Annotated in this window: 17 protein-coding genes and 1 pseudogene; 15 read left to right on the top strand and 3 right to left on the bottom strand. The window is 34.1% G+C overall.

Translation table 11 applies throughout. The annotated features are described in order from the left end of the window. The first annotated feature begins 7 nt into the window (after window positions 1-7). The 13 genes and pseudogenes from recR (at window position 8) to B9Y54_RS12665 (ending at window position 7984) form a co-directional block, all read left to right on the top strand. Window positions 8-604 (top strand): recombination mediator RecR, encoded by a 597-nt coding sequence (gene recR / locus B9Y54_RS02460; RefSeq protein ID WP_268761843.1) that lies wholly within the window; start codon window positions 8-10, stop codon window positions 602-604. A 36-nt stretch (window positions 605-640) separates the two neighbouring features. Further along, the gene (locus B9Y54_RS02455) at window positions 641-877 is read left to right on the top strand and encodes a YaaL family protein (protein ID WP_085558819.1); all 237 of its coding nucleotides are present in this window, start codon (window positions 641-643) and stop codon (window positions 875-877) included. A 196-nt stretch (window positions 878-1073) separates the two neighbouring features. Further along, on the top strand, window positions 1074-1712 hold the full coding sequence (gene tmk, locus B9Y54_RS02450) for a dTMP kinase (RefSeq protein WP_085558818.1): 639 nt from the start codon (window positions 1074-1076) through the stop codon (window positions 1710-1712). 22 nt (window positions 1713-1734) lie between these two features. Then, entirely contained in the window at window positions 1735-2064 is a 330-nt protein-coding gene (locus B9Y54_RS02445; protein WP_085558817.1) for a cyclic-di-AMP receptor, read from the top strand. 12 nt (window positions 2065-2076) lie between these two features. After that, complete coding sequence (gene holB, locus B9Y54_RS02440) at window positions 2077-3066, top strand: DNA polymerase III subunit delta' (RefSeq protein WP_085558816.1); 990 nt, start codon at window positions 2077-2079, stop codon at window positions 3064-3066. A gap of 47 nt (window positions 3067-3113) precedes the next feature. After that, a complete protein-coding gene (locus B9Y54_RS02435; protein WP_085558815.1) occupies window positions 3114-3458 on the top strand; it encodes a DNA replication initiation control protein YabA in 345 nt (114 codons plus the stop codon). Window positions 3459-3810: 352 nt separating this feature from the next. Further along, window positions 3811-4017 (top strand): hypothetical protein, encoded by a 207-nt coding sequence (locus B9Y54_RS02430; protein WP_085558814.1) that lies wholly within the window; start codon window positions 3811-3813, stop codon window positions 4015-4017. 97 nt (window positions 4018-4114) lie between these two features. After that, window positions 4115-5092 (top strand): annotated as a pseudogene (locus B9Y54_RS02425) (NAD(P)H-quinone oxidoreductase). A 97-nt stretch (window positions 5093-5189) separates the two neighbouring features. Further along, the gene (locus B9Y54_RS02420) at window positions 5190-5945 is read left to right on the top strand and encodes a tRNA1(Val) (adenine(37)-N6)-methyltransferase (protein ID WP_085558813.1); all 756 of its coding nucleotides are present in this window, start codon (window positions 5190-5192) and stop codon (window positions 5943-5945) included. Further along, window positions 5929-6288 carry a GIY-YIG nuclease family protein gene (locus B9Y54_RS02415; RefSeq protein ID WP_085558812.1) on the top strand — a complete coding sequence of 120 codons (360 nt, stop codon included), beginning with the start codon at window positions 5929-5931 and terminating at the stop codon, window positions 6286-6288. The genes B9Y54_RS02420 and B9Y54_RS02415 overlap by 17 nt, the downstream gene beginning before the upstream one ends. Next, window positions 6266-7144, top strand: a complete 879-nt coding sequence (gene rsmI / locus B9Y54_RS02410) for a 16S rRNA (cytidine(1402)-2'-O)-methyltransferase (protein ID WP_085558811.1) — start codon at window positions 6266-6268, stop codon at window positions 7142-7144. Before B9Y54_RS02415 ends, rsmI begins: the two co-directional genes overlap by 23 nt. Before the next feature lie 187 nt (window positions 7145-7331). Beyond that, on the top strand, window positions 7332-7724 hold the full coding sequence (locus B9Y54_RS12670; RefSeq protein ID WP_234987790.1) for an MFS transporter: 393 nt from the start codon (window positions 7332-7334) through the stop codon (window positions 7722-7724). Further along, on the top strand, window positions 7685-7984 hold the full coding sequence (locus tag B9Y54_RS12665) for a hypothetical protein (RefSeq protein ID WP_234987789.1): 300 nt from the start codon (window positions 7685-7687) through the stop codon (window positions 7982-7984). Before B9Y54_RS12670 ends, B9Y54_RS12665 begins: the two co-directional genes overlap by 40 nt. A 44-nt stretch (window positions 7985-8028) precedes the next feature. On the opposite strand, the gene mscL is transcribed toward B9Y54_RS12665, so the two are convergent. After that, entirely contained in the window at window positions 8029-8442 is a 414-nt protein-coding gene (mscL, locus tag B9Y54_RS02400; protein WP_085558810.1) for a large conductance mechanosensitive channel protein MscL, read from the bottom strand. A gap of 135 nt (window positions 8443-8577) precedes the next feature. On the opposite strand from mscL, the gene B9Y54_RS02395 reads away from it, so the two are divergent. Together B9Y54_RS02395 and asnB are read left to right on the top strand one after the other, a co-directional pair. Then, a complete protein-coding gene (locus B9Y54_RS02395) occupies window positions 8578-9387 on the top strand; it encodes a hypothetical protein (RefSeq protein ID WP_085558809.1) in 810 nt (269 codons plus the stop codon). A gap of 343 nt (window positions 9388-9730) precedes the next feature. Further along, entirely contained in the window at window positions 9731-11623 is a 1893-nt protein-coding gene (asnB, locus tag B9Y54_RS02390) for an asparagine synthase (glutamine-hydrolyzing) (RefSeq protein WP_085560486.1), read from the top strand. 93 nt (window positions 11624-11716) lie between these two features. On the opposite strand, the gene B9Y54_RS02385 is transcribed toward asnB, so the two are convergent. Further along, window positions 11717-12847 carry an NAD(P)/FAD-dependent oxidoreductase gene (locus B9Y54_RS02385; RefSeq protein ID WP_085558808.1) on the bottom strand — a complete coding sequence of 377 codons (1131 nt, stop codon included), beginning with the start codon at window positions 12845-12847 and terminating at the stop codon, window positions 11717-11719. 201 nt (window positions 12848-13048) lie between these two features. Beyond that, the gene (locus B9Y54_RS02380) at window positions 13049-14293 is read right to left on the bottom strand and encodes a glutamate-5-semialdehyde dehydrogenase (protein WP_085558807.1); all 1245 of its coding nucleotides are present in this window, start codon (window positions 14291-14293) and stop codon (window positions 13049-13051) included. Between the last annotated feature and the right edge of the window lie 23 nt (window positions 14294-14316).

The following is a 14316-nucleotide window of genomic DNA, read 5'->3' as shown; positions in this document are numbered from 1 at the left end:
AATTTATTTGTACCCTGAACCGATAACTAAATTAATGGATAGCTATATGAAACTCCCAGGAATAGGTGCTAAAACAGCAGCTCGCTTAGCTTTTTTTACTATTAATATGAAAGAAGACGATGTGACAGATTTTGCGAAAGCCTTAATTAGTGCCAAGCGTGATCTAAACTATTGTTCAATCTGCGGACACATCACACAAGATGATCCTTGTTCAATCTGTCAAGATAAATCACGAGATAGAAGCATTATTTTAGTAGTAGAGGATCCTAAAGATGTTATTTCTTTAGAAAAAATGCGAGAATACCATGGCTTATATCATATTTTACATGGTGTGCTTTCTCCAATCGAAGGTACTGGACCAGAAGATATTAATATTCCTAGTCTAATCAGACGTTTACAGTCTGAAGAAGTAAAAGAAGTCATCATTGCAACGAATGCAACAGCCGAAGGGGAAGCAACAGCGATGTATCTATCACGGTTGATACGACCTGCTGGAATAAAAGTAACTCGCTTAGCTCATGGTCTTTCGGTAGGTAGTGATATTGAATATGCGGATGAAATTACCTTGCTTAAAGCAGTTGAAGGGCGTCGTGAAATAGAATAAAAGCTATCAATATATGATAATAAAGGGAGTATACTTGTGTTATTTAAAAAGAAAGCAACGTTGCGTAGTAAATATGATAAAGAGTTATTTAATCTAATGAAACAAACAAAGCAGGACTTAGAATATACCCAAAAAATTGAAGATTCTGTATTTGAAAGAGATGGATTATTGTTCGCTCAAACGAAACTAGCTAAAATTAAATATTTTTATTTATTTAAAGAAGCACGAAAACGGAAGATAAAAGGAGACACAACAAGGAATTTAATTATCTAAGAATAAATAAACAAAAAAGACCCCATTTATTTTCGTTCAGTTAACTTATTCTGAAGGGAAATAAGTGGGGTCTAAATTAAAGGAATAACCGTTAATTAGTTAGAAAAATCTCTTTGAATGGTATTAGACTGTTTCTGTTATATGCAGTATAATAATATTTAAGGATTAAAAGTAAGAATTAAAGGGGTTTTGTGCATTGAAGGGAATATTTATTACAATCGAAGGCCCAGATGGTTCAGGAAAAACAAGTGTCATTAAATCTTTATTGCCTAGGTTGGAAAAAGAATTAGCTCAAAAAATAGTGGCTACAAGAGAACCAGGAGGTAGTGCAATTGCCGAAAAAATTCGGGAATTAATATTAGATCCTGATCATGTTGAAATGGATGTAAGAACAGAAGCTCTCCTTTATGCTGCAGCTAGGAGACAGCATTTGGTTGAAAAAATTATTCCTGCTTTAAACGAAGGGAAAATAGTGCTGTGCGATCGATTCGTAGATAGTTCTTTAGCTTATCAAGGTGTTGCTAGAGGAATTGGTATTGAACCTATCGCTTCTATTAATCAATTTGCAACAAAAGGTCTATCACCGCAGATAACTCTTTATTTAGATGTAGAAGCCCATATAGGATTAAAACGTATCAATAAAAATAGAAACAATCGTCAATTTGATCGATTAGATCAAGAAGATTTAGCCTTTCATCAAATGGTTCAATCAGGCTATTTAGACTTAGTGAAGCAAAATCCAACTCGAATAATCTCTGTAAATGCAAATCAAGAGTTAGAGCAAGTAATATCAGATTGTTATAAAATCTTATTAGAGTATTTCAGACAACTATAAAAAACGAAAGAGGTCGATTAATATGAAATTAATTATAGCTATCATTCAAGATAAAGACAGTAATCGTTTATCTAATGAATTTGTTGATTCTGGAATACCAGCAACAAAATCTTCTACTACTGGCGGCTTTTTGAGAGCTGGAAACACAACTTTTATTATCGGGATTGCCGATGAGCGTGTAGATGAAGTACTAGATATTATTCGTGAAACGTGCCAGTCAAGAGAGCAATTTATGACACCTCCTATTAGTTTAGATGTTTCAATGGAAACGAGTATGCCTTACCCTATAGAAGTTCAAGTTGGTGGTGCTACCGTATTTGTGATGCCTGTTGAACGTTTTGAACAATTTTAATTATAGGTCGTGATGAAAATCGAAGATAACTTAAGAAGTATCCAACCGATTATTTTTAACCAATTACAAAAAACGATTAAAAAAAAACAGCTAACTCATGCGTATCTTTTTGAAGGGGATTCTGGAACGGGTAAAAAAAATATGGCACTGTGGATAGCAGCTTCATTGTTTTGTGAGAATCTAGTTGATGGGTTACCCTGTCAAGAATGCGCAACATGCGTACGAGTACTAAAACAGGTTCACCCAGACGTGATAGAAATTGCTCCGGATGGCTTATCCATTAAAGTGGAACAAGTGAGACAACTGAAAGCTGAGTTTTCCAAAAGCGGAGTAGAAGGGCAGCAAAAAGTATTTATTATAGAAGATGCTGAAAAAATGACTGTTGGTGCTGCAAATAGTCTATTGAAGTTCTTAGAAGAACCTAATGGTAAAGCAATAGCTTTCTTATTAACAACAGCTAAACAAAGACTTTTACCGACTATCTTATCTCGCTGCCAACTGATTCATTTTCGTAATTTATCTAAAAAACGATTGTTAGACGAATTAGAGAAAAAGCAACTAGATAGCTCGCATTCTGCTTTACTTGTTCAATTGACGAATAGTTTAGAAACAGCTCTTTTGATGAGTCAAGATGAATGGTTTAATGAAGCAGCAAAAATTGGATTTAAATGGTTTGCTCAAACGATAGCTAAAAAAGATGAAAGTTTTATATTTATCCAAACAGATATCATGCCTCATTTTAAAGAAAGAAATCAGCATCTACTTGCAATTGATTTAGTGTTATTAGCCTATCGTGACGTATTAAAAATACATTATGAAGCGATAGATATCTTAGCTTACCCACAGTACAGAGAGCAGATAGAAAAGATGGCAAAACAGAGTAGTGGGAAAGAATTATCACAATCAATTGAGACAATTTTACAAAGCCGAAAAAAATTAGAGAGCAACGTAAATGCACAAGGAGTTTTCGAGCAATTAACTTTAATATTGACAAAAGATTAAAAATAAAAAGTGGGACAAAGTTCATAGTAAAGAGTGGGTGAAAAGGAATGGATAAAAAAACTTTATACGATAGCTTTACGAAACTAGAAAAAGATACGGATGCTACTTTACACCAAATTTCTGATTTGAGAAGTGAAGTGGAAGCACTTGTTGAAGAAAATGCCACTCTACAAATCGAAAACCAGCATCTAAGAGATCGATTAAGTGATCTTGAAAAGTTGCAGCGCTCAAGTGAAGAAATCGTAGAGCCCGAGATGAGTAAATCGCGTTTGAATTTAGAAAAATTATATGAAGATGGTTTTCATGTCTGCAATGTCTTTTACGGTTCGCGTAGGATGAACGATGAACCGTGTGCTTTTTGTTTAGATGTCATTTATGGAGAACGAAGATAAAAATGAGTGTAATAGTTAGATAAATGAATATTAAATAAAAATGATTTGCTATAAAGATAATTTCGATTGAGTTAATCGGAGTTGTCTTTTTTATTATCTGAAAAATACTCGTATGAATGAAAGAATGGCCTAGTGATATGCTGAAAAAATAAAAAAAGAGTGAGATAAAGAGATGGATAATAATCATTATATTGATCTTCAGGTACTTCAGCCTTCATTGTATTTACTATTTAGATTAGAAATTAGTTCAACTCTAAAATGATTGGTTAAAGTGTATGATTAGAAATCTTTTACTTTGAGTGGTATATTGCAAGTAGTGAAGATAATAGATACAGGAAAGGTGGAGTTTAACATGCATCAATTAAATAAGATGACAAGCTTAGAATTACAAGAGTTTTTAACTCGGCAAAAAGATTCCACAAGTTTCAGTTTTACAATGATTCATCCAGATGAAACTAAAGAGGAAATCATTCTCAAAAATAATCCTAAATCAGATAAGTTTCTTAAAGCTCATTCAGAAGCACTATTTGAATTAAATGAAGCTAGTGAGCTAATTTAAGCGATAAGTTTTAGTCATAAAGTAGCTAAATAAAGATGGTAAAAAGGAATCTATTCTTTTTACCATCTTTTATTTAAGAAAGGAAGGCTAAATCATGATGAAAGCAGTCAGTATCTTGAGTCCTGGAGATTCCTCTCAATTGATTATTAATCAAATAAAAAAGCCTGTTGCTAAATCCACAGAGTTGCTAATAGAGGTTAAAGCTACAGCCTTGAATCGCACAGATTTACTAACAAGGGCGAATCCGTCCTTAAATCCTCCCTATCCCATACTAGGTGTCGAAGTTTCGGGGGTCGTTGTTTTAAATCCAGGGATGGATGAGCGTTTTAAAACTGGAACTAGAGTAGCAGGTTTAGTTAATCAAGGTGGTTAAGCCCAGTACGCTGTTTTGCCGACAGACCGTGCAATAATTTTACCCGAATCAATTGATTTCAAAACGGGTGCAGCTATTTCTGAAGTGTTTCTAACGGCCTATCAAACGCTCTATTGGCTTGGAGAACTGAAACCTGAAGAAACAGTGCTTATTCATGCAGGCGCTAGTGGTGTAGGCACAGCTGCCATTCAAATGGCCAAGCAGATAACAGGAGCGCATGTAATTGCAACCGCTGGCTCAAAAGAAAAGGTAGCTGTTTGTAAAGAATTAGGAGCGAGCGAAACGATTAATTATAAAAAAGAAGATTTTTCTAAAAAAGTTTTAGATTATACTCATCAAGAAGGAGTAGATTTAATCCTTGATTTTGTAGGAGCTTCTTATTGGGAAAAGAATATAAAAAGTTTGAAAAAAGATAGTCGTTGGATATTAATTGGTACTTTAGGTGGAACAATTGTAGAAGAAATGAATTTATCAGAACTACTGATTAAACGAATAACGTTAAAAGGAACAGTGTTAACGCCTCGTAGCGATGCTTATAAAGCTAAGCTAACTAACGAATTTATTAAAGTTGTTATGCCTTACCTAAAATCAGGTACTATTCGACCTATTATCGATAGCACGTTTCCTTTAGAAGAAGTTGCAAAAGCTCATCGTTACATGGAGTCAAATGAAAATAGCGGTAAAATTATATTAACACTTTAACGATTAGTCAATAGATAAAAACAAATTAATGGCCCTGCTGTTGGTTTTTTTTATGCTATAATGAAAAGCGGTTAACATCAATAAAGGAGTGTTAAGTATGGAAAAATGGATACAAGGAGACGAACGAATAGATCAACTTATTGGTCATGAACTAAAAATTATTCAAAGTCCGTCTGTTTTTTCGTTTTCTTTAGATGCTGTATTATTAGGAGATTTTGCACAAGTACCCAAACACAATAGAGCGAAAATTATCGACTTGTGTGCAGGAAATGGTGTTGTTGGTTTATTATTAAGTAAAAAAACAACTAGTTCTATTATGGGCATTGAACTTCAATCAAGACTAGCCAATATGGCTGAACGCAGTATTCAAATGAACTATTTAGAGGACCAGTTGTCTGTCGTTGAAGGCAACATAAATGATACTTTAAAGTGGATAAAAAAAGATTCAATCGATGTTGTTACGTGTAATCCTCCTTATTTTGCTAACGAAGGGACGAGTATTAAAAATCCTAATTCACATTTGGCCATTGCTAGACACGAATTGCATACAAATTTAGATGAACTAATGAAAGTGACAAGTGGATTATTGAAAATGAATGGTAAAGCTTATTTTGTGCATCGACCTGATCGTCTGTTAGAAATTCTTGATGCTATGAAAAGGCATCGATTAGCTCCTAAAAAGATAAGATTTGTTTATCCAAAAGAGAATAAAGAGGCAAACACATTATTGATTGAAGCAATTAAAGATGGGAAGGACAATGGCTTTCGTATTTTACCACCACTGATTGTTTACGGCCGAGATAATGAGTATTTACCTGAAGTGAAAGAGATGTTGTATGGAAAAAATAGTTAGTTATTTTTATGTGTTGTATTGTAAAGACACTAGTTTTTATGGTGGATATACGGTAGATCTAGCCAGAAGAGAAAAAGAGCACAATACCGGAGTAGGGGCTAAGTATACTAAGCCCGAGATGCGTCGGCCGGTTAAAATGATTTATGCTCAAGCGTTTGACACGCGCAGTCAGGCAACTAAAGCAGAGTATGCGTTTAAAAAAAAATCACGTAAAAAGAAAGAAGAATTTTTAAAAATAAAAGGAGTTAAATTCCCTATAAACTTAAGTCAGACTTGTGTAGTAGCGAGTCGTTTAAAAAACGTAAAGGAGGCAGAATTAAATGAAAAGTCAAAAGAGTTTTGAAAAAGGAGACAGAGGCATACTGTACCTTATTCCGACACCTATTGGAAATTTAGAAGATATGACAATACGTGGTATCAGATTACTTAAAGAAGTCGATTTAATCGCTTCAGAAGATACACGAAACACACAGAAATTGCTAAATCATTTTGAAATCAAAACACCCCAAATTAGTTTTCACGAACACAATACAAAAGAACGAATAGATCAATTGATAGAGAAGTTACTAGTAGGTGAGACGGTTGCTCAAGTTAGTGATGCAGGGATGCCATCTATTAGTGATCCTGGACATGAATTAGTGGTTGCTTGTATTGATGCTGATATACCCGTAGTCCCATTGCCAGGGGCAAGTGCTGGTTTAACAGCCTTAATAGCATCAGGAATTGCACCACAACGATTTTACTTTTATGGATTTTTGAAACGCAAAAAGAAGGAACAGCTAAATGAATTAGAGGAATTAAATTGTAGACCTGAAACACTTATTTTATATGAATCTCCGCATAGACTAAAGGAAGTATTAAAAAATATGGTAACGGTTTTTGGACCAGACAGAAAATTAGTTTGTTGCCGCGAATTAACTAAGCGATACGAAGAGTTTATTCGTGGGACAACCCAAGAAATGGTAGAATGGGCTGAAAATTCAGAAATTAGAGGAGAATTTTGTCTAATTATCGAAGGAAATAGTGAAGCTTCGTTGATAGCAAAACCAGATACATCGTGGGAAAATTTATCGGTAATTGAACACGTTAATCTTTTGATGGAAGAAAAAGAGATTTCAAGTAAGGAAGCCATTAAATTAGTTGCTAAAGTAAGAGAAAGTAAAAAACAAGAAATTTATGCTATTTTTCATAGTATTTAATAAGAGAAAGAGCATCAGGACTTTTGTTTAGGTGTTTTTTTTAAAATACAAATTTAAAAAAGAGTTGCTCAAAGAGAAGATACTCCGTAAACTATTACTAATGTTATAAAATAATGAATGACCGAGATCATTCGTTTTAGGAGGAAAATAAAATAGGAAACAACAAAAGGCAACTAGTAATCAAACTATGTCAGGCTACCAAAAGAAGGTATTGAATTCATCAGCAGTAGGGTACGGATTAGAGAATATGGATGTTATACTCCTATCCTTTTCGCTCTCTTCGATTACTATTCAATTGCAGCTAACGAGTGCGGCGGCAGAACTGATCTCTGCGATAACAAATCTAGGGATGTTATTAGGAGGCGTTTTATTTGGTGTATTAGCAGATGAACATGGTCGAGTAAAAATGTTCAGTTACACGGTTTATATTTTTGCTTTTGCGATAGCAACTATGTACTTTGCAAATAATATTTACTTGATTTATATTTTCCGATTTTTAGCAAGTGTAGGAGCTGGAGGAGAATACGGAAAGGTATGGCGTTGGTCGCTGAAGTTTTCTTTAGGAAAAAAACGGGCGTAATAATATCTATTGTAACAATCTCTGATCAAATGGGCTCAATCTTAGCTGCTATTCTTGCAGCAAATAATATCATATTGAATGTTGGACGTGCAGTAGGAGGCTTTTCTTCTGTATCTATCAGGATTATTTTAGACAAATTCAATTTACTAGCTGTGATGCTGTTTTTATCTGCATTGTACCTGTTTAGTTTTATTATTATGATGAGTAATAAAGGACTGAAAAAAGAGAGTTATCAAAATCCTGATTATCAAGTAGAATAAGCAAAACCTCTCTGAAAAAAAGTCTTTCAGAAAGGTTTTTTGGTCTAAGACAAATCAATAGGAGAGGTTTCTTTAGCTAATAAATCGCGAATATCTTTCAAATATTTTTCAGCAGCTGGGATTTCAATTTCTAGTTTTTCAATTTCTTCTTCCTGTCTAAATTTAGCTGCAGCATTACTAATTATTTTTATGAAAATAAAAATAGCGAGCGCAATAATTAAGAAGTTAAGAATAGCTTGTAAGAAAGAACCATAGGCCAACTTAGCTGTACCTATATTGATAGATAAAGCTGAAATATCATGGCCACCAGTTAGCATACCGACAAACGGCATAATGATATCTTCTACTAAAGAAGAAACAATTGTTGTAAAAGCAGCACCTATGACAATACCGACTGCTAAGTCTAGTACGTTTCCTCTAAAAGCAAATTTTTTAAACTCATTTATAAAATTTCTCATACATAACATCCCTTCATTTAGTTTTTTTTAAGTATAATCGAAATAAAGAAGTTATACAAACCGTACATAAAGCATTAGGAAGATAAAGAATTTAGGGTATAATGAAGAAAAAGATATCTAAAGGAGGAAGCAAAGATGATTAGAAAATTAGCAGGTTTACTTATAGTGACAACAGGTTTATTTGTATTAACTGCTTGCGACGAAGAGGCAAATAGTACTTTAATAGAATCATCAACGAATTCTAGTGAACTTGTAGAAATAGATTCATTAAGTCCAATACAATCTACTGAAGATGGCTACCGTAAAAACTATAATACTAGCTTAGTACAATTTGAAAGTGGTAAATTGGATGAAGCAGCTGGTACGATTGAAATAGTATTAGAAAATGATTTAACGGATTACCCCGAACTAGAAACCCAAGTAACCGAATTAAAAACAAAAATCAATACTGCTCAAGCAGATAAAGTGAAAAAAGATAAAACGTCAGAAATTTTGGAGGATTCAGCTTATAAGACTGAAAGAGTTTCTGATTTGGCTGCAACCGAATTCAATCAAGCAACGGATAAGGATATCAAAACTGTTAGTGATCAAGAGATTAAAACCTGGTTAGTTGAGAAGGAAGCGACTGAAAGTTCAGAAACCCTCTCATCAGAAAGTACAAGTAGCTCAATAACTTCAGAAAAAGCGCCTGTTATTTCGCCTGAAGAGGAACGGATTATGGTGCTAGAAAAAATTATAGCTATGACAGGTATATCTGCTAAAGATAATCAATTTTATAGTTCAAAAGAGGATAAAAATAACTATCAAATTGAAATTCGTCATGCTCATGAAGTGGATGGAATAGAAATTTCAAATATGGTTGGTATGTTTAAATACGATATTTCAACAAATACATTAACAAAAATGGATCCAATAACTGGGAAGTACAACGTTTATATGAAATAAAAGGAATAATCATGATAAGAAAAAAACAGCCTGAAAGCTTAGAGGTTGTTTTTTTGTGGTCAATTTATAAAAAGAGTCTTTACTTGAATAAGTTATTTGTCAAAGTAACTAGTCTTTAAAGATTAGTTGTTTTCTTATATAAAAGCAAAATAAAGTAATAATTGAAACGGTTTAGACATAAATGTAGCGATTTCGTCATTTAGTATTGAAATAGTAAAAAACTTCCTGTAAATTAGACTATATAGAATAAGACAAAGTTTAAATTAATAGTATATAAACATAAATACAAATAACAGCAAAGAAAGATTCTTATCTAAGAGCTGGAGAAATGAGAGAAATCAAAATGTGCGGATTTGTTGGATATGTATCGAATGAAAAAGAACAATTGGTTGGAAGTCAAAAAAAACTTGTTCAAAAGATGAACCAACCTATTGTTCACAGAGGTCCAGATGAAGAGGGTTACTATATTGATGAATCTATTTCGTTAGGATTTCGACGCTTAAGTATCATCGATATTGAAAACGGTCATCAACCATTATCTTACGAAGAAGAAAGGTATTGGATCATTTTTAATGGAGAGATATACAATTATATAGAACTAAGAGATGAATTAATTGCTAAAGGGTGTACTTTTCAAACCAACAGTGATACAGAAGTCATATTAGCTGCTTATACAGAATACAAAGAAAAGGTAACAGAGAAACTGCGTGGAATGTTTGCTTTTGTTATTTGGGATAAGCAAGAAAAATCATTTTTTGGGGCACGTGATCAATTTGGTATCAAACCATTTTACTATGCTGTTGAAGATGAAGGATTGTATGTTGCTTCAGAAAAGAAAGCTATTTTAAATGTTATTGAGAATAAAGAATTAGACCAAATAGCTTTACAAAATTATTTAACATTTCAATATGTACCAAGTTCAAATACAATGAATAAAGCAATCAAAGAATTGCCACCGGGACATTATGTTACTAAAAAATTAAATAAAGAAATAGTGATTACAAAGTATTGGCAAGCGGATTTTATACCAGTAGTGAAAACAGAAGAACAATTTGCTAAGGAAATAAAAGATAGTTTATACGATTCGATTGAAAAACATATGCGTTCGGATGTAACAGTTGGCTCATTTTTATCAGGTGGTATCGATTCTTCTATTATTACTGCAATAGCTAGAGAGTTTAACCCAAAGTTAAAAACGCTGTCTGTGGGCTTTGAAAGACCGGGGTATAATGAAATAAACTTAGCAGAAGAAACAGCAGAAGAATTGAAAGTAGATAATTTCAGTTATACTATCACAGCTCAAGAGTTCATGGATGAGTTTCCTAGATTCGTCTGGCATATGGATGATCCCTTAGCTGATCCAGCAGCTGTTCCTCAATTTTTCTTGTCGAAGTTAGCTCGAAAATATGTGAAAGTAGCCTTGTCAGGTGAAGGTGCAGATGAGATATTTGGTGGGTATGGGATATACAACGAGCCACATTCTTTAAGGTTATTTGCTAATACAGGTCGTTTAACAAATCACGCAATCAATCACCTAGCTAGACTGATGCCAGAAGGAGTAAAAGGTAAAAGTTTTCTTTTAAGAGGAACAACCTCTTTAGAAAATCGATATGTGGGTAATGCTAAGATATTTGATGAGATTGAAAAGAAAAAGATATTGAAAAATTACGATGCCAACTATCCTTATATTGCTGTAACAAATCCTTTGTACCAAAAAACGCTAGGGTACTGTGCGATTGATAGAATGCAATTGATTGATATCAACACCTGGCTAAGTGGTGATTTACTATTGAATGCAGATAGAACGACAATGGCTCATGCTTTAGAATTAAGAACACCTTTTCTTGATAAAGAAGTATTTAAAGTTGCCCAACAAATCCCAGCTAATTTGAGGATTGCTAATGGGACGACGAAATATATTTTGAGAAAAGCTGTTGAAGGCATTGTTCCAAATGATGTTTTATATCGTAAAAAGCTTGGTTTTCCAGTTCCAATTCGTCATTGGCTTAAAGATGAAATGTATGAATGGGCTCTGCAAATTATCAAGGATTCGCAAACAGACCATTTGTTAAATAAAAAATACGTAGTAGATTTATTGAATAAACATAGGACAGGTAAAATTGATTATTCACGCAAAATATGGGTTATGCTAACATTTATGGTTTGGCACCGTGTTTATATTGAAGATAAACAAGAATTCTTAATAGAGCCTTTAAGTTATGCGGTTAAACAATAATTTATCGCTTAAATCTAATTAATTATAGTCTAAAAAGGAGTTGAGATAATCTTATCTCAACTCCTTTTTAGACTATAAATTTAATTTAGACAGTTAAATACTTAACTTTTGAATATAGGAAGCTACAGGATAATCGGACACTGGAAGATCAGTCGGTTCATTCATAATTAATTGAGTCAAAATTCGAGCAATAATTGGTCCAGAAGTTAAACCAGACGAACCTAATCCACTAGCGACATAAAGATTAGGATAGCCTGGAATTTCACCAAAGAATGGCGCGAAGTCAGACGTGTAAGCACGAGTGCCAACACGTGCTTCTTTGATTGTGGCAGTTGCTAGACTGGGAGCAACGCTAGCGACGTCGGCTAACATAGCAGCTAGTTTTTCCTTATCAATGGCTAAGTCGTACCCTTCATCATTCTCATGAGTAGCACCGACTGCGATACGGCCATTTGGAAAAGGAATCATATCTTTTTCGCCATCTGGCATAACGACAGGCCAATCTTTTGTCTCTTCTTCTACTTCTAAATAAATTAATTGACCTTTTTGAGGTCGAATATCAACAGAAAATCCTAAAGGCTCTAAAATTTCTGGTAGCCAAGCACCTACAGCTAAAATAACAGTGGAGAACTCTTGATTCTTTTCGGAAGTAGAGACAGTATAAGTTCCATTAGTAGAAAAGAGTAATTGAGCTTTTTTATTGCTAACTGTTGCACCATTTGACACAGCGGTATCCATTAATTTTTTAGTAAGTAATGACCCGTCTACTCGAGCGCCACCTGAAGCAAACAGAGCAGATTGATTCGATACTAATAAAGGCAGTTTAGCTTTTACTTCATCAGGCGAAAGAATAGTTAATTCTCCTATTTCAGGAGCTAATTCTCGTCTTTTTAAAGCTATTTTTTCTAATTTAGACAATAACTCAGGAGATTTTTTGAAAACGATTGTCCCAACTTGACGATAAATATCAGAATGAATTGAATCTTCTTTTAAGTCGCGGAGTAGAGTCGGATAAAAGGCTGCTCCAGTAGCAGCTAATTGATACCATTTTTTGTTGCGTCTTTGTGAAAGCCACGGACAGATAATTCCAGCAGCTGCTGAAGTTGCTTGCCCGGTACCTTCATCATAAATAGTGACATCGTAGCCTGCAGTGCTAAGGTAAAACGCTGTTGTTGCACCTACGATACCAGCACCGATAATAGCAATGGACTGTTTGTTTGTCATAATCGATCACCTTTTTCTTTAATTTTTTAGTTTAGTATAAATGAACTAGATAAAAGTGACTGACTAGCACTTAGATAAAATAAGGATAGACGATCTATTTATTTGTGTGTCAACGAATGGAAGAAATAGCTACATAAAAAACCAAGGTTAATCATCCCTTGGTTTAAATCAGATAGCAGCTTATTGTTAATGAACGAGACATTAACGAATCTGTCCTTCACCAAAAACAATGTATTTAGAAGAAGTTAATTCAGCTAGTCCCATTGGTCCACGGGCGTGAAGTTTCTGAGTGCTAATACCGATTTCTGCACCAAAACCAAATTCAAAACCATCTGTAAAGCGTGTTGAAGCATTAACATAAACGGTTGAAGAATCTATTTCGCGATGGAATCGTTGTCCTGAAAAATAATTGTCGGTTACAATAGCTTCAGAATGACCTGTACTGTATTGATTGATATGATCGATAGCTTCTTCAAGAGAATCGACTACCTTGATAGCAAGAATAAAATCTAGAAATTCTGTTTCCCAATCTTCTTTTGTTGCCGGGATGGCTTTTTTCAGAAGTTGATAAGCTTTTTCATCGGCTCTTAGTTCTACATGGTAATCAGCTAGAGCTTGTTCAATAAAAGGTAAAAATTCCGCAGCAACGTCTTTATGAATCACTAACGTTTCAGCAGCATTGCAAACAGAAGGACGAGAACATTTTGCATTAACAATAATATCTGTAGCCATTTTTAGTTGTGCATCTTTATCGATATAAATATGACAATTGCCCGTTCCGGTTTCTATAACTGGGACAGTAGCTGTTTCTAATACTGTTTGAATTAAACGAGCGCCTCCTCGAGGAATTAAAACATCTAAATAACGATTTAACCGCATCATTTCGCGAGCGGTTTCTCTAGAAGTGTCCTCAATTAACTGAAGACAGGCTATTGGAAAACCAGTAGCGTTTAATGTTTCTTGTAGAATGTTAACTAAGGCTGTATTTGAGTGAATAGCTTCTTTTCCACCTCTCAAAATAACGGCATTACCAGATTTAAAACATAGAGCTCCAGCATCTGTCGTTACATTGGGGCGAGATTCGTAAATAATACCAATGACTCCAAGTGGAACGCTTTGTTTTCCAATAGTTAGACCAGCTTCATTTTTAAACATACCATCAACGACTCCAATTGGATCAGGCAAATCAGCAATTTGAATTAGGCCATCTGCCATTTCTTGAAGACGATTGGCATTCAAAATCAATCGGTCTAAAAGTGTTTCTGGGATATTATTTTCTTTAGCTGCTGCTAAGTCTTTTTGATTAGCTGATAAAATTTCGTCAACGTTATCTAGGATTGCTAAACTCATCATTTTTAAAGTATGATTTTTTTCTGTGGTTGAAGCTAAGGCTAGATAACGACTAGCTTTTTTTGCTTCTTCACCTAATTCTATTAATGTTTTCATACACATAGATTCCTCTCTATTAG

Source organism: Carnobacterium iners (assembly GCF_900177385.1).
In the GTDB taxonomy this organism is placed as follows: domain Bacteria; phylum Bacillota; class Bacilli; order Lactobacillales; family Carnobacteriaceae; genus Carnobacterium_A; species Carnobacterium_A iners.
The sequence above is the reverse complement of the archived record's forward strand: the minus strand, read 5'-3'. Positions and strand labels throughout refer to the sequence as shown.